This is a genomic window from Streptomyces solicamelliae (assembly GCF_045348655.1).
Classification (GTDB): Bacteria; Actinomycetota; Actinomycetes; order Streptomycetales; family Streptomycetaceae; genus Streptomyces; species Streptomyces solicamelliae.
Map to the genome: position 1 here is coordinate 2426449 of NZ_CP160404.1, position 18303 is coordinate 2444751.

Annotated in this window: 13 protein-coding genes; 7 read left to right on the plus strand and 6 right to left on the minus strand. The window is 75.2% G+C overall.

Annotated elements, in window-relative coordinates:
* Positions 1-2 precede the first annotated feature (2 nt).
* Positions 3-1970 carry a helix-turn-helix domain-containing protein gene (locus ABZO31_RS11175; RefSeq protein WP_406860986.1) on the minus strand — a complete coding sequence of 656 codons (1968 nt, stop codon included), beginning with the start codon at positions 1968-1970 and terminating at the stop codon, positions 3-5.
* A gap of 174 nt (positions 1971-2144) precedes the next feature.
* Between ABZO31_RS11175 and ABZO31_RS11180 the strand changes: the two genes are divergently transcribed.
* The 7 genes from ABZO31_RS11180 to ABZO31_RS11210 all read left to right on the plus strand — a co-directional run bounded on the left by ABZO31_RS11180 (position 2145) and on the right by ABZO31_RS11210 (position 12709).
* A complete protein-coding gene (locus tag ABZO31_RS11180) occupies positions 2145-2636 on the plus strand; it encodes a GNAT family N-acetyltransferase (RefSeq protein WP_406860987.1) in 492 nt (163 codons plus the stop codon).
* Positions 2637-2776: 140 nt separating this feature from the next.
* A complete protein-coding gene (locus ABZO31_RS11185) occupies positions 2777-4774 on the plus strand; it encodes an FAD/NAD(P)-binding protein (RefSeq protein ID WP_406860988.1) in 1998 nt (665 codons plus the stop codon).
* On the plus strand, positions 4771-6279 hold the full coding sequence (locus ABZO31_RS11190) for a lyase family protein (RefSeq protein WP_406860989.1): 1509 nt from the start codon (positions 4771-4773) through the stop codon (positions 6277-6279). Before ABZO31_RS11185 ends, ABZO31_RS11190 begins: the two co-directional genes overlap by 4 nt.
* The gene (locus tag ABZO31_RS11195; RefSeq protein ID WP_406860990.1) at positions 6276-7655 is read left to right on the plus strand and encodes an MFS transporter; all 1380 of its coding nucleotides are present in this window, start codon (positions 6276-6278) and stop codon (positions 7653-7655) included. Before ABZO31_RS11190 ends, ABZO31_RS11195 begins: the two co-directional genes overlap by 4 nt.
* Complete coding sequence (locus ABZO31_RS11200; protein ID WP_406860991.1) at positions 7648-10041, plus strand: molybdopterin oxidoreductase family protein; 2394 nt, start codon at positions 7648-7650, stop codon at positions 10039-10041. The genes ABZO31_RS11195 and ABZO31_RS11200 overlap by 8 nt, the downstream gene beginning before the upstream one ends.
* Complete coding sequence (locus ABZO31_RS11205; RefSeq protein ID WP_406860992.1) at positions 10038-11597, plus strand: FAD-dependent oxidoreductase; 1560 nt, start codon at positions 10038-10040, stop codon at positions 11595-11597. Before ABZO31_RS11200 ends, ABZO31_RS11205 begins: the two co-directional genes overlap by 4 nt.
* Positions 11594-12709: an NAD(P)/FAD-dependent oxidoreductase gene (locus ABZO31_RS11210; RefSeq protein WP_406860994.1), complete on the plus strand. Its 1116-nt coding sequence runs from the start codon at positions 11594-11596 to the stop codon at positions 12707-12709. Before ABZO31_RS11205 ends, ABZO31_RS11210 begins: the two co-directional genes overlap by 4 nt.
* Before the next feature lie 58 nt (positions 12710-12767).
* Here ABZO31_RS11210 and ABZO31_RS11215 read toward each other — a convergent pair whose 3' ends face one another.
* From ABZO31_RS11215 to ABZO31_RS11235, 5 genes are all read right to left on the minus strand, one after another.
* Positions 12768-14696: an anthranilate synthase family protein gene (locus tag ABZO31_RS11215; protein ID WP_406860996.1), complete on the minus strand. Its 1929-nt coding sequence runs from the start codon at positions 14694-14696 to the stop codon at positions 12768-12770.
* Positions 14693-15319: an isochorismatase family protein gene (locus ABZO31_RS11220; RefSeq protein ID WP_406860997.1), complete on the minus strand. Its 627-nt coding sequence runs from the start codon at positions 15317-15319 to the stop codon at positions 14693-14695. The genes ABZO31_RS11215 and ABZO31_RS11220 overlap by 4 nt, the downstream gene beginning before the upstream one ends.
* Positions 15320-15357: 38 nt before the next feature.
* Complete coding sequence (locus ABZO31_RS11225; RefSeq protein ID WP_406860998.1) at positions 15358-16140, minus strand: 2,3-dihydro-2,3-dihydroxybenzoate dehydrogenase; 783 nt, start codon at positions 16138-16140, stop codon at positions 15358-15360.
* A 53-nt stretch (positions 16141-16193) separates the two neighbouring features.
* A complete protein-coding gene (locus ABZO31_RS11230) occupies positions 16194-17369 on the minus strand; it encodes a 3-deoxy-7-phosphoheptulonate synthase (RefSeq protein WP_406860999.1) in 1176 nt (391 codons plus the stop codon).
* Positions 17370-17649: 280 nt separating this feature from the next.
* Positions 17650-18192, minus strand: a complete 543-nt coding sequence (locus ABZO31_RS11235) for an SRPBCC family protein (RefSeq protein WP_406861000.1) — start codon at positions 18190-18192, stop codon at positions 17650-17652.
* Positions 18193-18303 lie beyond the last annotated feature (111 nt).

The window sequence follows — 18303 nt, forward strand, 5'->3', positions numbered from 1 at the left end:
CGCTACCCCGCCCCGCCGTCCCGGCCGGTCCGCTCCGGCGGGGTGGTGGTGCGCTGGCGGGACAGGACGTCGCGGGTGCGCTGGAGGCGGAGGGCCAGTTGGACCTCCAGGACACGGCCGGGCTTCTGCCAGTCGGCGCCCAGGAGTTCGCCGATGCGGTCCAGCCGGCGGGAGACCGTGTTGGGGTGGACGTGCAGCTCCTCGGCCGCGTTGGTGGGGCTGCCGCCCGAGGCGAAGTACGCCTCCAGGGTGCGGGTCAGCTCGGTGAAGCGCTCGGCGTCGTAGGCGAGGACCGGCCCGATCGCCGAGTCGACGAAGCCGGCCACGTCGTGGTCGTCGGAGAGCAGCAGCCCCAGGAAGCCCAGGTCCTGCACGGAGGCCGCCGAGCCCGCCCCGTTCAGCGCGGTCAGCGCGTCCAGGCAGCGCATCGCCTCCTGGTACATCCGGGCCACCGCGTCCGCGTCCCGGCCCGGTCCCGCCGCGCCCACCGACACCGGGTGGCCGAGCAGCGGCGTCAGCTCGTCCGAGACGGCCCGCGCGGCGGCGGAGGCGTCGGCTCCGGGCAGCAGCAGCACGATGCAGCCTCCCTGCACCGTCTTCAGCCCGGCCATGCGGTACGCGTACGAGGACGCCCACACCACCGCCCGGCCCTGCTCGCCGCCCTCCGGTCTGGCCACCACCAGCACGTGCGGGGCGCTCAGATCGATGCCGAGCCGCCGGGAGCGCTGCGTCATCTGCTGCGGCGCGTGCGGGGTCTCGCTCAGCAGGTCGTCGAGCAGCTCGTCGCGGACCGGGCCCTCGGCGACGGCGGTGGAGCGGCGCATCAGCAGCAGGAACGCCACGGACTGCGCGGACAGTTCGAGCAGCCGCTCGTCCTCCTCGGTCAGTCCGGTCGCCGTGCGGATGACGAGCACGCCGAGGTCCTCGGAGCCGGCGATCACCGGCGCCACCCAGGTGTTCTCCCCGGTGACCACGGGTCTGCGGCCGGCGTGGGCGTCCAGCGACGCCTTCGCCACGGCCTCCTCGTCCAGACCGTCCAGTTCCCCGCCGGTGGCCAGCGCCCGGCCGCCGGGGTCGCGGATCAGGACCGTGCCGTCGAGGGCGTCGCCCGCCGCCTTCGCCACGTTGCACAGGTCGCCGCCGGAGAGCACCAGGTTCATGATGCGGCTGTGCGCCTCGCTGACGTACCGCATCCGGGTCAGGCTGGAGCGGGTGCGGGAGCTGTCCAGTTCGAGCTCGGTGACCTCGGCGCGGGTCTGGTCCAGCAGGCCCGCCTTCACGACGGCGACCGCTGCGAGATCGCCCAGCGCGCTCATCAGCCCGATCTCGTCGGGGGTGTAGTGCCGCACCTGGCGGTCCGCGCCGTACAGCACGCCGACGGACGCGTCCCCGTCGCGCAGCGGCACCGCCATCACGGCGCGCACCCCCTCGGCGCGGATCACCTCGTCGAGCGCGTCGTCGTGCCGGAACCGTTCGTCGGCGAGATAGTCCGCGGACCAGGCGGGCGCGCCCGCCGCCTGCGCCATGCCGGCGATGCCGCGGTCGTCGGGCAGCCGCATCCCGGTGAGCAGGGAGCCGGCCGCCCCCTCGGAGGTGCGCAGGTACGAGACGCCGCCGGGGCCGCACAGGCTCACGTACGCCAGGTCCAGGTCGATCAGGCCACGGGCGCGCCGGGTGACGATCCGCATCAGCCCGTCCACGTCGTACGGGAACGTGAGGTCCCGGGCGGTGTCGACGAGCGCGGCCAGCCCGGCCTCGCGCTGTTCGCGCCGGCCGGCCGAGGACATGACGCGGCGGGCCAACCGGACGGCCCGGTCCAGCCGTTCGAGAGCGTCGGGTAAGGCGCCGGAGCGGCGGGTCCGGTGCAGCAGGTCCTCGTACTCCCCCGGCGGGGCCTGCCGGGCGAGGAGTTCGAGCACGGCCATCAGGCCCGGCTCCTCCGCGTCGTGTTCCGCCCCGTCCGTGTACACGCACTGCCCCCACTGTCGTCCCGCCCCACGAGCCGGCGGACCCCGGCTCCCCCGGGTTCCAACGGCCGGCCCGGTTCGGGTGTTCCCCGTTCCGCTTACGACCGCTTCCGACCGGTCGCGGTTATTTGTCACATGGCCCTGGACGGGACGGATTCACGCCCTAAGGTGACTGCCGTGAAAGCGGCGTTGACGACGGCGGACAAGCCGATCGAGTGGACCGACGTGAATCCGCGCGATGCGGCCATGGCCGAGGACATCGGCCCCTTGATACGGACCCTGCGCCCCGGCTTGAGCAGGGAGGCGTTCCACGCGTTCGCCGAAGAGGCCCACCGCCAGGGCCTGGTGTTCACCGCCGCGTACGACGCCGACGGCCGCTGCCTCGGCGTCGCCACGCACCGGCTCCTGGCCACCAGCCGGGGCCGGATGCTGTGCGTGGACGACCTGGTCACCGCGGAGAACGCCAGGTCGTCGGGGGTGGGCGCGCGGCTTCTCGGCCACCTCGCGGACCGCGCCCGGCGGGCCGGCTGCACCGCCGTCGAACTCGACACCGGCACCGCGAACCACGGCGCGCAGCGCTTCTACCACGCACGGAGGCTGCGGATCACGGCCCTTCACTTCGCGCTCGACCTGACGGACGACTTGACCGACCCTGATTCGCTTCATTGACCGTTCGCCCGCCGCGTCACGAGGATTTCGTCACCGAGGAGAACCCGCACCCGCAGGCCGGCACATTCTCCGACGTTCTCCCCCTCACGAATTCACTCGACTTCATTCGAACTCGACTCGACGAAAGCGCGGGAGTCCCCATGAACAGCGGTCACGCGGAAGTCTGCATCGTCGGCGCCGGCCCTCGCGGCCTGTCCGTCCTCGAGCGACTGTGCGCCCACGAGCGCCGCGCCCCCAGCCGCACCAGCCTGGTCGTGCACGTCGTCGACCCGTCGGCCCCGGGCGCCGGCGCCGTCTGGCGGACCGAGCAGTCGCGACACCTGCTGATGAACACGGTCGCCTCGCAGGTCACCGTGTACACCGACGACAGCGCCCGCATCGAGGGCCCGATCGAGCCCGGCCCGAGCCTGTACGAGTGGGCCCGGGAGCTGACGGTGCTCTCCGAGGCCGGCGCCCCGCCCGAGGGGTACGACGAGGCCACCCTGGAGGAGGCCCGCCGGCTCGGCCCGGACGCGTACCCCACGCGCGCCTTCTACGGGCGCTACCTGCACGACTGCTTCCGCCGCGTGGTGGCCCACGCGCCCGGCCATGTCACCGTGCGGGTGCACCGCTCCCGGGCGGTCGCCATGGCCGACACCCACGGGGTGCCCGGCGGCCCGCAGGGCGTGCGCCTGGAGGACGGCACCCGGCTCAACCACCTGGACGGCGTGGTCCTCGCGCAGGGCCACGTCCCGGCCCGGCTGACCGCCCGCGAGGCGCGCACCGCGAGCCTGGCCCGGATCCACAACCTGCGCTACGTCACCCCGGCCAACCCGGCCGATCTGGACCTGACCTGCGTCGCGCCCGGCCAGCACGTGCTGCTGCGCGGCCTCGGCCTCAACTTCTTCGACCACATGGCGCTGTTCACCGCGGGCCGCGGCGGCGTGTTCGAGCGCCGCGACGGCCGGCTGGTGTACCTGCCGTCCGGGCGGGAGCCGAAGCTGTTCGCGACCTCGCGGCGCGGCGTGCCGTACCACGCGCGCGGCGACAACCAGAAGGGCGCGTACGGGCGGTACCTGCCGCGGCTGCTGACACCCGAGTTCATCGCGGAGCTGCGCTCCCGGGCCGTGGACGGCGAGCGGGTCAACTTCGCCCAGGACCTGTGGCCGCTGATATCCCGCGAGGTGGAGAGCGTGTACTACGGCACGCTCCTGGAGTCCCTGGGCCGCGGCGCGGAGCGGGAGGCGTTCGCCGACCGGTACCTCGCCACCGCCGACGACGCCGAACGGGCCGCGCTGGCCGCCGAGTTCGGTATAGCCGAGCCGGACCGCTGGGACTGGGAGAAGCTGTCCCGGCCGTACGGTGAGCGGGAGTTCGCCTCCCGTGACGAGTTCCGCGACTGGCTGCTGCGGCACCTGGAGCACGACGTCGCCGAGGCCCGCGCCGGCAATGTCGACGGTCCGCTGAAGGCGGCCCTGGACGTGCTGCGCGACCTGCGCAACGAGGTGCGGCTCGCGGTGGACCACGGCGGTCTGGAGGGCAACTCGCACCGGGACGACCTGGAGGGCTGGTACACGCCGCTCAACGGCTTCCTGTCGATCGGCCCGCCGGCCTCTCGCATCGAGGAGATGATCGCGCTCATCGAGGCGGGCGTCCTGGACGTGATGGGCCCCGGCACCCAGATCCGGCTCGACGCGGCCGCGCCCTCGTTCGTGGCGCACTCCGGCACCGTGCCGGGACCGCCGGTCCGGGCGGGCGTGCTGATCGAGGCGCGGCTGCCGGAGCCGGACCTGCGGCGCACCGACGACCCGCTGATGCGGCACCTGCTCAACACCGACCAGGCCGCGCCGTACCGGATCGCCGGCGCCTGCGGGACGTCGTACGAGACCGGGGGCCTGGCGGTGACGGAGCGGCCGTACCGGGTCGTCGACGGCCGCGGCCGGGCGCACCCGCGGCGCTTCGCGTACGGCGTGCCGACCGAGTCCGTGCACTGGGTCACCGCGGCCGGCATCCGGCCGGGCGTGGACTCGGTGACCCTCGGCGACTCGGACGCCATCGCCCGGGCGCTGGCCGCGCTGCCGCCGGCGGCGTGGGTGCCGGCCGGGGTGCGGCCGGTGGACGACGCGGAGCACGACGAACTCGTGGGCGTGATCGTATGACCGCGCGTCCCTCCCGGGCGTACGACGACGTGGGGCTGCTGTCCCCGGTGCGGGCCGGCACCCCCGTCGAGGCGGCGGTCGGCGACCCGGCGTGGCTGCAGGCCATGCTGGACGCCGAGGCCGCGCTCGTCCGGGCGCAGGCCCGGCTCGGTACGGTGCCCGAGGCCGCGGCGAAGACCATCGGCGCGGCGGCCCGCGCGGAGCGGCTCGACGTCCGGGGCCTGGCGCTGGCGGCGCGGGAGACCGCGAACCCGGTCGTCGGCCTGGTCCGTGAACTGACCCGTCTGGTCGCGGCGGAGGACCCGGAGGCGGCGGAGTACGTCCACCGGGGCTCGACCAGCCAGGACATCCTCGACACCGGCGCGATGCTGGTGGCCGCGCGGGCGCTGCGGCTGACCCGCGCGGATCTGACGCGTACGGCGGCGGCGCTGGCCGCGCTGGCCCGCCGGCACCGCGACACCCCGCTGGCCGGCCGCACGCTGACGCTCCACGCGGTGCCGACCACCTTCGGTCTGAAGGCGGCCGGCTGGCACCGTCTGGTCCTGGACGCGGAGACCCGGCTGGCCCGCGTCCACGCGTCCCTGCCGACCTCGCTCGGCGGGGCGGCGGGGACGCTGGCGGGGTACGTGGAGTACGCGCGGCTCGCGGCCCCCGGGGACTTCGACGCGGAGACGTATCCGCGGGAGCTGGGCGCCGCGTTCGCGGAGGAGACCGGGCTCGCGGAGGCGGTGCTGCCCTGGCACGCGCTGCGCGGCCCGGTCGCGGATCTCGCGGGCGCGCTGGCGTACGCCGCCGGGGCGCTCGGCAAGCTCGCGGTGGACGTGCAGTCGCTGGCCCGCACCGAGGTCGGCGAGCTCGCCGAGCCGGCCGGTGCGGCGGGGCGCGGCGCGTCCTCGGCGATGCCGCACAAGCGGAACCCGGTCCTCGCCACCCTGATCCGCAGCGCCGCGCTGCAGGTGCCCGCGCTGTCCGGGGCGCTGACGCAGTGCCTGGTCACCGAGGACGAGCGGTCGGCGGGCGTCTGGCACGCCGAGTGGCAGCTGCTGCGCGAGTGCCTGCGGCTGACCGGCGGCGCGGCGCACACCGCGGTCGAACTGGCCGAGGGCCTGGAGGTCCGCGAGGACCGCATGCGGTCCAACCTGGCGCTCACCGGCAGCCAGTTGGTCTCGGAGCGCATCGCCGCGGTCCTCGCCCCCCACCTGGGCAAGGCGAAGGCGAAGGACCTCCTGACGCGGGCGTCGGCGCGGGCGGAGGCAGGGGGCGTCCCGCTCCCGCAGGTCCTGGCGACCACCCCGGAACTGACCGGCGTGCTGTCGCCGGAGGACCTTACGGCCCTGTGCGACCCGACGTCGTACACCGGCGCCGCGGGCGTCCTGGTGGACACCGCCCTGAAGGGCGAGCCCCTCGCTCCGGGCGGACGACCCGCCACCGTCGAGGACGGGCACGGTGCCGAGTACGGGCGGTCGCTCGCGGGCGACGTGCGGTTCGACGGAGGGGCGCGGTGAGCGCCGGGCGGCGGAAGGGATGGGTCGAGGACTGGGATCCCGAGGACGAGACGTTCTGGGAGTCCCGGGGGCGGCGGGTCGCGCGGCGGAACCTCGTCCTGTCCATCGCCTCCGAGCACATCGGCTTCTCCGTGTGGAGCCTGTGGTCGGTGCTCGTCCTGTTCCTCTCCCCCGAGATCGGCTTCCCCTTCACCCCGGGCGAGAAGTTCCTCCTCGTCGTCACCCCGACCCTCGTCGGCGCGGTGCTGCGGCTGCCGTACAGCCACGCCGTGGCCCGGTTCGGCGGCCGGAACTGGACCGTGTTCGCCACGGCCGTCCTGCTCGTGCCGACCTCGCTCGCCGCGTACTTCGTGCAGCGCCCCGGCACGCCCCTGTGGGTGTTCCTGCTGATCGGCGCGCTCGGCGGCGTCGGCGGCGGAAACTTCGCCTCCTCGATGACCAACATCACCGCCTTCTACCCGCAGCGGTACCAGGGCTGGGCGCTCGGCATGAACGCCGGCGGCGGCAACCTCGGCGTCGCCGTCGTCCAGCTGCTCGGCCTGCTGGTGATCGCGACGGCCGGCGACCACCACCCGGCGTACGTGGCCGCGGTGTACCTGCCGCTGATCGTGCTGGTCTCGCTGTTCGCCGCGCTGCGGATGGACAACGTGACCGCCGTGCGCCGCGCGGGCGGCGGGCTCAAGGAGGCGGCACGCCATCCGCACACCTGGTGGATCTCGGTGCTGTACATCGGCACGTTCGGCTCGTTCATCGGGTACGGCTTCGCCTTCGGGCTCGTGCTGCAGACCCAGTTCGGCTCGACGCCGCTGCAGGCCGCCTCGTACACCTTCCTGGGGCCGCTGCTCGGCTCGCTGGCCCGGCCGTTCGGCGGCAGGCTCGCGGACCGCTTCGGCGGCGCGCCGGTGACCGCGGTGACGTTCGTGGCGATGGCGGCCGGCACGGGCGTGCTGCTGGTCGCCTCCCGGCTCGGCTCGTTCCCGCTGTTCGTGGCCGGGTTCACGGTGCTGTTCGTGCTCACCGGGCTCGGGAACGGCTCCACGTACAAGATGATCCCGGCGGTCTTCGCGGACCGGGCCGGCAAGAAGGTCACCGAAGGCGCGGACGCGGCCGACGCGTTCGCCCGCGCGCGGCGGCTGTCCGGGGCGGTGATCGGCATCGCCGGCGCGGTCGGCGCGCTCGGCGGCGTCGCGGTGAACCTGGCGTTCCGGGCGGCGTACGGGACCCAGGGCGGCAGCGGCACGCCCGCGTTCCTCGCCTTCATCGGCTTCTACGTGGTGTGCGTGGTGCTGACCTGGGCGGTGTACATGCGCCCGGCGCGCGGCCGCCCGGACGGGGTGCGGCGGCCGGTGCGGACCTCGGGAGTCACGCGTGTCTGAGGCGTCTGAGGAGCGGATACCCGCCGCGGTGCGCACGCACTGCCCGTACTGCGCGCTGCAGTGCGGGACGGAGCTGCGCGCCGCGCCCGGCGGCGGTCCGCCGGCCGTCGCGCCGTCGGACTTCCCGGTGAACCGGGGCGGGCTGTGCCAGAAGGGCTGGACGGCGCCCGAGGTGCTGTCCGTACGGGACCGGCTGCGCACCCCGCTGGTGCGCGGCGCGGACGGGGCGCTCGCCCCGGCCGGCTGGGACGAGGCGCTGGACCTGGTCGCGGGCCGCCTGCGGGAGCTGCGCGCCGCGTCCGGGCCCGACGCGGTCGCCGTCTTCGGCGGCGGGGGCCTGACGAACGAGAAGGCGTACCTGCTGGGCAAGTTCGCCCGGCTCGCGCTCGGCACCAGCCGGATCGACTACAACGGCCGCTTCTGCATGTCGTCGGCGGCGGCCGCGTCGAACGCGGCCTTCGGGATCGACCGGGGGCTGCCGTTCCCGGTGACGGACCTGGGCGCGGCGGACGTCGTCCTGCTCGCCGGGGCGAACCCGGCCGAGACGATGCCGCCGCTGATGCGGCACCTCGACCGGCCCGCGCTGATCGTGGCCGACCCGCGCCGCACGCCGACGGCGGCGCGGGCGAAGCTGCACCTGCGCACCGCGCCCGGCACCGATCTGGCGCTGGCGCTCGGGCTGCTGCACACGGCGGTCCTGGAGGGCCTGGTCGACGAGGCGTACGTCGCGGAGCGCACCCGCGGCTTCGAGGAGGCGCGGCGGCTCGCGCTGGCCTGGCCGCCGGAGCGGACGGAACGCGTCACCGGCGTCCCCGCGTCGGCGCTGCGCGAGGCGGTCGGGCTGCTGGCCGGCGCGGAGCGCGCGTACGTCCTGACCGGGCGGGGTGCGGAGCAGCACAGCAAGGGCACGGACACGGTGGCCGCGTTCGTGAACCTGGCGCTGGCACTCGGGCTGCCGGGCCGGGAGGGCAGCGGGTACGGCTGCCTGACCGGGCAGGGCAACGGGCAGGGTGGCCGCGAACTGGGCCAGAAGTCCGACCAGCTGCCCGGCTACCGGTCGATCACGGACCCGGCGGCGCGGGCGCGGGTGGCCGAGGTGTGGGGCGTCCCGGAGTCCCGGCTGCCGGGCCCGGGCCCGAGCGCGTACGAGCTCCTGGACTCGCTGGGCCGCCCCGGCGGGCCGCGCGCCCTGCTCGTCGCCGGCTCGAACCCGGTCGTCTCGGCGCCGCGGGCGGGCCATGTGACGGAACGTCTGGCGACCCTGGACCTGCTGGTCGTCGCGGACTTCGTCCCCTCGGAGACGGCCCGCATGGCGGACGTGGTCCTCCCCGTCACCCAGTGGGCGGAGGAGGAGGGCACCCTCACCAACCTGGAGGGCCGGGTCCTCCGTCGCCGCGCACTGCTGTCCCCTCCCCCGGGCGTCCGCACCGACCTGGAGGTCCTCCAGGGCCTGGCCGTCCGCCTGGGCGAACCGAGGGCCCACTACCCGACGGACCCCCGCGAGGTCTTCGACGAGATCCGCCGCGCGACAGCAGGCGCCCGCGCCGACTACTCCGGCATCACCTACCCCCGCCTGGACGCGGGCGAGGCCCTGTACTGGCCGTGCCCGGAGACGGGGGCGGAGGCCGGCAGGGCTGGTACCACCGCGGCCGAGGCAACCTCCACCGGGGCGCACCCGGCCCGGGACCCGCGGCCGTCCGCCGACCTCGACGCGCCCGGCCCACAGGGCCGTTCGGCGACGGCCGAGCCAGAGCCTCGGGAAGCCGACCCGGCCTGTCCGGCCGCGCCGGAGCCCGACGCCACGGCGCGCCGCCCGGATGACACACGGCCCGAGGCCGACACGACCGGCTACCCGCCCCGGGCAGCCGCCGTCGCAGCGGCTGCCGGCGGACCGACCGCCACCGCCGTCCCCCACCCCGGCACCCCCCGGATGTTCCTCGACCGGTTCGCGCACCCCGACGGGCTCGCGCGGTTCGGTGCTGTGGAGTTCCGGGACGCGGCCGAGCCGGTGTCCCCCGAGTTTCCGCTGGTGGGGACCACCGGGCGGGTGCTGGCGCACTATCAGTCCGGGGCGCAGACGCGGCGGGTCCCGGCACTGCAGGGCGCGGAGCCGGAGGCGTTCGTGGAGGTGCATCCGGACACCGCGCGGCGGTTCGGGGTCGTCGAGGGCGAGCTCGCGCGGGTCAGTTCCGTGCGCGGATCCGTCGTCGCCCGGGTGCGGCTCGCGGACGGGCTGCGGACCGACACCGTGTTCCTGCCGTTCCACTTCGCCGGCCGCGGGCGGGCCAATCTGCTCACCAACCCCGCCCTCGACCCCACCAGCCGCATGCCGGAGTTCAAGGTGAGCGCGGTACGGATCGAACCCGAGCCGGGGAGCGCGGGATGACCGGCCCGATCGTCGTCGTCGGCAACGGCATGGCCGCGCACCGGCTGGTCGAGCGGCTCGCCGCGCACGGCCACCACGGGCCCGTGACCGTGCTCGGGGCGGAGCCGCGGCCCGCGTACCGCCGGCCGCTGCTGCCCTGGGTACTGGCCGGCTCGCTGCCGGGCGACGCGCTCGAACTGCCCGCCCACCCGGACGGCGTGACCGTGCGCACCGGGGTCCGGGTCACTGGCATCGACCGCGGCGCCAGGACCGTCACCTGCGCGGACGGTTCCGTCGTGCCGTACCGCACGCTGGTCCTCGCGACCGGCGCGCGGCACGCCCTGCACGGCGGCGTCGCCCCCGCGCGCGGCCGCGTCGCCGTCGTCGGCGGCGGGGTGCTCGGCGTGGAGACGGCCGCGGCGCTGCGGCGGCGCGGCCACGACGTGCTGCTCGCGCACGCCGGCCCGTACCCGATGCACCGCGTCCTGGACGAGGCCGCCGGCGGGCTCGTCGCCGCGTATCTGACCGGTCTCGGCGTCGAACTGCGCTGCGACACGCGGGTCGGGGCGGGCGACACCCTCGGCGCGGACACCGTGGTCCGCTGCACCGGCGGCGTCCCGGAGACCGCACTGGCCCGCGCGGCCGGGCTGCCGGTCCGCCGGGGCGTCGTCGTCGACGGCTTCCTGCGCACCGCCGACCCGGCGATCCACGCCGTCGGCTCCTGCGTGGACGGTACGGACGGGCTGCTCGCCACCGCCTCGGCGCAGGCGGAGTACCTGGCCGCCCGGCTGACCGGCCGCACCGACGCCCCGTACACCGCCCCGCCCACCCTCCTGCGACCCCGGCTGCCGGGGCTGGACGTGGCGGTCCTGGGGAGGCCCGACGGGGACGGCTCCCACCGGCCGGGTACGCCGGGTGCGACCGCCGACGAGCGCCACGCGCCGGGGTCGCCCGACGGACCGGCGATACCCGACGAGACCGACGGGAAAGCCGGCCGGCTCCGACAACCGGATGGCTCCGAGGCGCCCCGCGCGCCCGGTGCGACCGGCGGCCCGCGTACGTCCCACGCGTCCGACGTGCGCGCCCGCGGGACCCACCGACCGGCCGTCCCCGGCGCACCCGACCTCCCCGCCACCCCCGCCGCACCCCCCGTCCCCGACGAGGTCGTCACCTTCGCCGATCCCGCCGGCGGCCGGCACGCCCGGCTCGAACTGAGCGGCGGGCGGTTGCGGTACGCCGTGCTCGTCGGGCTGCCGGAGGCCATCGCCGCGGCGGGCCAGCTGTACGACCGGGGCCTCCCGGTCCCCGCCGACCGCCTGGCGCTGCTGCTCGGCAGCTCCCCCGCGCCGGACGACGACCCGGACGCCTGGCCGGAGGCGCACGTCGTGTGTCACTGCAACAACGTCACCAAGGCCGACGTCGCCCACGCCTGGCAGACCGGCGCCCGCACCCCCGACGCGCTCGCCACGGCCACCCGCGCCACGACGGGCTGCGGCGGCTGCGGCGACAAGCTGCGCGCGCTGTGCGGCGTGCTCAAGGAACCCGCGCCCCTTCCCCGTCTGGAGACCGTGCGATGAACCGGACGCTCGTCGTCGCCGGACACGGCATGACCGGCCACCGACTGCTGACCGAGTTCGCCGAGCTCGGCGGCCTGGGCACCTGGCGGGTGGTGGTGTTCGGCGAGGAGCCGAGCGCCGCGTACGACCGGGTGCGGCTCTCGGCCGCGCTGGCCGGCGGCGATCCGCGCGCGCTGGCGCTCGAACGCCACGGCGCGGGCGTGGAGGTGCGCGTCGGCGCGGCCGTGACCGGGATCGACCGGGCGGCCGGGGCGGTCAGGTGCGGGGACGGGACGGCGCAGCGGTACGACGCGCTGGTGCTCGCCACGGGGTCGCGGGCGTTCGTGCCGCCGTTCCCGGGGCACGACCTGCCGTGCGTGCTGCCGTACCGGACCGTCGCCGACGTCTCCGCGATCCGCGCCGCGGTCCGGCCGGGCCGGGAGGCGGTCGTGGTCGGCGGCGGGCTGCTCGGCCTGGAGGCAGCGGACGCGCTGCACCGCCTCGGCATGCGGCCGCACGTCGTGGAGCCGGGCCCGGGCCCGATGCCGCTGCAGCTGGACACGGCGGCCGGCGCACAGCTGGCCGCGCTACTGGACGCGCGCGGGGTGACCACGCACTGCGGCACGGGGATCGCGGGAGTGGCGGACGGGGGCCGTACGACGCTGGCCGACGGCACGGAGCTCGACGCGGCGCTCGTGGTGGTCGCCGCCGGTGTCCGCCCCCGCGACGAACTCGCCGAACCGGCGGGGCTGCCGCGCGGCGAGCGCGGCGGGTTCCTCGTCGACGAGCGGCTGCGCACGCCGGACGACCGGATCTGGGCGATCGGCGAGTGCGCGGCGGTCGCGGGCCGCTGCCACGGCCTGGTCGCCCCCGGGTACCGCATGGCCGAGTCGGTCGCCCGCCAGCTGCTGGGCCTCACCCCGGAGCCGTTCGCGGACACCCCGGTCCCCACCCGCCTCAAGCTCCCGGGCGTCGCGGCCGACAGCTTCGGCGACGTCCACGCCCGTACCGCCGGCGCGATGCAGTTCGCCGAGTCGGACCGCAGGACGGGCCGCTACCGCAAGCTCGTCCTCGCGCAGGACGGCCGCACGGTCCTGGGCCGCGTGGAGGTGGGCCCGACGGCCGACCGGTAGGCGACGCACACGCACGTACGGCCGGACCCGCACCGCGGGTCCGGCCGTACGCGTGGGGTCACACCGCCGCGGCTCCCTGCCCGGCCAGCGCCGCGCCGCGCGTCACCAGCCCGCCCAGCAGCGTCCCGACGATGCGCGGACCGTCCTTCGTGAGCACCGACTCGGCGTGGAACTGCATGGAGGCGAAGCGCTCCGCGCGCAGGGCGTGCACCTCGCCCGTGCGCGGGTCGCGACTGACCTCGATGCGGCCGGCGCGGGGGCTGTGCAGGTGGTCGGCGTCGCAGCGGGCGGCGAAGGTGTTGTAGAAGCCCACCCGCTCCCGCCGCCCGAACAGGTCGATCTCCTTCTGCACGCCCTGGTTGGGCACGTCGCGCCGGGCCAGTTCCAGGCCCAGCGTGAGCGCCAGGGTCTGGTGGCTCAGGCACACCGCCAGGAACGGGCGCCGCTCGTCGAGCAGCGTGGTGATCGCCTCCCGCAGGTGCGCGATCTTCGGGTGGCCGGTCTCCCGCGGGTCGCCCGGTCCGGGGCCCATGACGACGAGGTCGTGCCCGTCGAAGGAGTACGGCTCGTCGAAGCGCCGGACCTCCACCTCCGGCCCCATCGCCCGGACCTGACGGGCGATCATGGCCGTGAAGGTGTCCTCGGCGTCGACGATGAGGATCCGCTTCCCGGCCAGCAGCGGGTCGGGGCGGCCCCGTTCCGCGTCCTCGGCCAGCCAGAAGCCCGCGAGCCCGGTGTTCCGCTGCTCCAGCGCCGCCCGCACCTCGGGGTGGCCTCGGAACCGGCCGGCACTGACGTCGGGGGTGAGCGCGGCGATCAGCGAGGCGGCCTTGGCGCGGGTCTCGGCGACCTCGGACAGCGGGTCGGAGTGACGTACCAGCGTCGCGCCGACGCCGATCCGGACCCGCCCGCCGGCGTCGATCTCCGCGGTGCGGATGAGGATCGCGGAGTCCATGGCGTGCCCGCCCTCCGCGTCCCGGCCGAGCAGCGCGGCGACCCCGCTGTAGTACCCGCGGCCCTCCGGCTCGTACGCGGCGATCACCCGGCAGGCGCTCTCCAGCGGGGAGCCGGTCACGGTCGGCGCGAACAGGGTCTCGCGCAGGATCTCGCGCGGGTCGCGGGAGGTGCGGCCCTCGATGAAGTACTCGGTGTGCGCGAGGCGTGCCATCTCCTTGAGGTACGGGCCGACCACGCGTCCGCCGGACTCGCAGATGCGGCCCATCATCTTCAGTTCCTCGTCGACGACCATGTACAGCTCGTCGGCCTCCTTGCGGTCGGCGAGGAAGTCGAGGACGCCGGTGAGGGTGGGGCCGCTCGGCGGGTAGCGGTAGGTGCCGCTGATGGGGTTCATCACGGCGGTGCCCGCGTCGAGGCTGACGTGCCGCTCGGGGGACGCGCCGACGAAGGTGCGCTCGCCGGTGTGGACGAGGAACGTCCAGTACGCGCCGGCCTCCCGCTCCAGGAGCCGGCGGAAGAACGCGAGCGCGCAGGGCAGCCCGTAGTCGGTGATCTCGGCCGTGAAGGACCGCCGGACCACGAAGTTGGCGCCGACGCCGGTGCCGATCTCGTCGGAGACGATCCGGCGGACGGTGTCGGCGTACGCCTCGTCGTCGGCGTCGGTGCCGAACCCGCCGCCGGCGAGCCGGATCGGCACGTCGGCCACGGCGCGCAGCACGTCGTCCAGCGGGACGGTCTCCTGCTCGGCCACGGTCATGGCGAGCAGCGGGGCGCCGTCGTCGGCGCACGCGTAGCCGCGTTCGGCGATCTGCCGGTACGGGACGACGACGAGGACGTCGTGCCGGGGGCCGCCGGCCGCGCCGGGGTCGTCCGGCAGCGGGATCTCGGCGAGCGTGGCCGGGATGGTGACCGGCCCGCTGAGCAGGTCGAGCGCGTCGGGCCCGGTGGGGCTCTCCGGCCGGTGCAGCAGCGCGAACGCCGGGGCGTCGGGGCCGAGGACGCGGGCGAACAGCCCCTGCGCGGCGGTCATCCGAGCACCTGCTTGGCGGTGGTGACGACGGCGCAGCGGCGGGCGGCGTAGTCGATGGTCTGCCAGTGGTCGGCCTCCGTGAAGTCGCCGAGGGCGTCGGCGACCAGGAAGGTCTGGATGTCGTTGGTGTACGCCTCGACGGCGCTGGCGAGCACGCCCACGTGCGCGTACACCCCGCAGACGATCAGCTGGTCGCGGCCCTGGAAGCGCATCCGTTCGAGCAGGTCGGTGCGGAAGAAGGCGCTGTAGCGCCACTTGGTGAGCAGCCAGTCGCCGGGGGCGGGGGTCAGCGGCTCGACGATCTCGCGGTCGGCCGGGGTGGCCTTCATGCCCGGCCCCCAGAAGTCGGCGAGCAGTCCGCGCTGTTCGCGCGTCATGTCGCCGGGCTGCGCGGTGTACGCGACGGGGATGCCGGCGGCGGCGCAGCGTTCGCGCAGCACGGCCGCGTTGGCGATCAGTTCGTCGCGCAGCGGGGCCGGGAAGGGGGCGAGGAAGTATCGCTGCATGTCGTGGACGAGCAGCACCGCGCGGTCCGGGTCGACGGACCAGTTGGGGGTGGCGGGCGGCAGGGCGCCGGCCGTCGGCAGCGGATAGGCCTCGATGGGCGGTATGCCGGTGGCCATGACCGTCCTCTCCTGGGTACTCGTAGGGGCGGGCGCGCTCAGACGCCGAGCGACGCGCCGCCGTCGACGGTGAGGTCGTGCAGCGTGATGTGGGCGGCCTGGTCCGACAGCAGGAACAGCACGGCGGCGGCGACGTCGGTCGGGAGGGCGAGCTTGCGGAGCGGGATGCCCACCCGGAACGCCTCGGGGCAGCCCTCGATGGTGCCCTTGGGCCCGGAGTCGTCGTGCCACATGGAGCTGAGCATCGGGGTGTCGGTGGAGCCGGGGGCGACCAGGTTGCAGCGGATGCCGTACTGCGCGACCTCGAGGCCGAGGGACTTGGTGAACATGGTCGCGGCGGCCTTGGAGGCGGCGTACGCGGCCATCTCGCTGCGCGGGGTCGCGGCGGCGTTGGAGGCGACGGTGACGACGGAGCCGGAGCCGCGCGGGATCATCCGGTCGACGACGGCGCGGGAGACCTGGAAGACGCCGGTGGCGTTGACGGCGAAGGTGGCGGCCCAGTCCTCGTCGCTGAAGGTGCGGACGGGGCCGAGGCGCAGCACGCCGGCGGCGTTGACCAGGTGGTCGAGGGGGCCCAGCCGCCGCTCGGCCTCGTCGACGGTGGCGGTGACCTGTGCGGCGTCGGTGACGTCGCAGGGGAACGCCTCGACGTTCAGGCCGTCGAGGACGAGGGCGGCGACCCTCGGCTTGAGGGTGGCCTCGTCGCGGTCGACGGCGGCGACGGCCGCGCCGCGCTCGGCGAGCGCGCGCACCACGGCGGCGCCGATGCCGCCGGCGGCGCCGGTGACGAGGGCGGTCCTGCCGCGCAGGGGCTGCTCCATGGTCGGGTCCTCCTTCGGGTGGACGGACGGTGCGGGCGGGGCGGAGCGGCGGTTCACGCGTGCCAGGCGGAGACGACGGAGACGGCCTGGCCGGGGTTGAGCCGGGGGTCGCAGAAGCTGGTGTAGCGCTCGCCGCAGCGGGCGAGGTGCTGCTCCTCGTGGACGCATTCGGTGACGTCGTCCGGGGTGGTCTCGAGGTGCAGTCCGCCGGCGACGCCGCCACCGGCCAGGACGGCGTGCCGGAAGCCGGTGATCTCGCGCTCGACGACGGTGGTCAGCCGGGTCTTCAGGCCGCTGCCGGGGTCGGTGACGGTGTTGCCGTGCATGGGGTCGCTGAGCCAGGACACCGGGTGTCCGGCGGCGCGGACGGCGGCGACGAGGGGTGGCAGCCGGTCGGCGACCTTGTCGGCGCCCATGCGGGCGATGAGGGTGAGGCGGCCGGGCTCGCGGTCGGGGTCGAGCCGTTCGCACAGGGTGAGGATCTCGTCGGTGGTCATGCTCGGCCCGACCTTGCAGGCGACCGGGTTGGCGACGTCGGCGAGCAGCGCGACATGGGCGCCGTCGACCTGGCGGGTGCGCTCGCCGATCCACGGGAAGTGGGTGGAGGCGAGGAACAGCCGGCCGTCGTCGTCGCGGCGGCACATGGGGACCTCGTAGTCGAGGAGCAGGGCCTCGTGGCTGGTCCACACCGGCGGGTCGATGGCCGGGATGTTGGCGGGCCGGCGCCAGCCGAGGTGACGGATCACGTCGTCGGCGGCCATGTAGCCGGTGAGCAGCCGCAGCGGGTCTGGGCGGCGGCTCTCCTCGTCGGGCTCCGGTCCGTTGACCATGTGCCCGCGGTAGACGGGCAGTTCGACGCCCTCGACGAGTTCGGTGGGCTTGGAGCGGGGCTTGGCGAACTGTCCGGCGATGCGGCCGATGCGGACGACGGGGGTGTGGGCGCCCATCTTCATGGCGCCGGCCAGCAGGTCGAGCACGGCGACCTTGCGGGCGACGTGCGCGGCGGACGACTCGTCGGGGTCCTCGGCGCAGTCGCCGGACTGGACGACGACGGCCTCGCCGGCGGCGACGCGGGCGAGATGGGAGCGCAGGGTGCGGATGTCGCGCGGGGTCACCAGGGCGGGGCGGGCGGCGAGTTCCTCGCGGACCCGTTCGACCTGGGAGGCGTCCTCCCAGTCGGGCTGTTGCAGGGCCGGCCGCCGGCGTATGTCGAGCAGCGTGTTGTCCACGGTGGTCTCCTAGGGAAACAGGGGAGGCGGTGGAACGGGCGTCGATGGCGTGCGTCGGGGGCTGCGGCGCGGGGAAGAGGGGCCCGCCTGCCGTGGCGGCGCGTCGTGCGGGCGGCGCCTCCCCGGGAATATTCCTCCGGGATCATCCGACGCGGCGGGCGGTCGGGACAAAGGATCGGCGCGGACTAAGTCAAGTAACCACGGCGCCGGAATAAGGGGGCACAGGGGCCCGAATGGGGCCGCGGAACGGCGGGGGTGGGCGCCGTTCCGCGGCGGCGGGTCAGGCTTTTTCGACGACGGACTTGATCCGCTCCAGGGTGGCGGCGACGTCGCGCTTCATCTTCTCGGTCCAGTCGGCGATGAATTTCCGCTTGTCGCCCTCGTCCATGTTCTTGGTGATCTCGTGGATTCCGGGCGAGGCCCAGCCCATGCGGAAAGTCTGGGTCAGCCGGCAGCCGTCGTCCTCGGGCTCGATCTCGAAGGACCAGACCAGCTCCTGCGGTTCACCGGTCTTGGAGTGGATCTTCCAGCGGAAGGCACGGCCGGGTTCGGTGGCGACGACCTCGGAGCTGGTGTGCCAGACGCCGCGGATGAGCGGGGCCCAGGCGACCACGTCGTCGGCGCGGAAGTTCTCGCCGCGGAAGACCGAACCGACCGCGCCGGGCTCGCCGGAGATCCACTCGCCGTCCCGGAGTTCGGTGCTCCACTCTGCGTGGCGCTTCATGTCACTGACGGTCGAGTAGATCTCTTCGGCGGTGGCCGCGACGCGAATCTCGGCGCCCAGTTCGAAAAGCGGGCGCGAGTCCAGAATCGACTTTGTCATGTCCCCGGATCCTGCCGATGTCCGGACGGCCGGTACAAAGCCGCTCGCGGGAATCCGTCAGGTTCCCGGCCGGGTGCGAATGGACCTGACTGAGTACGGCGGACGGCATTG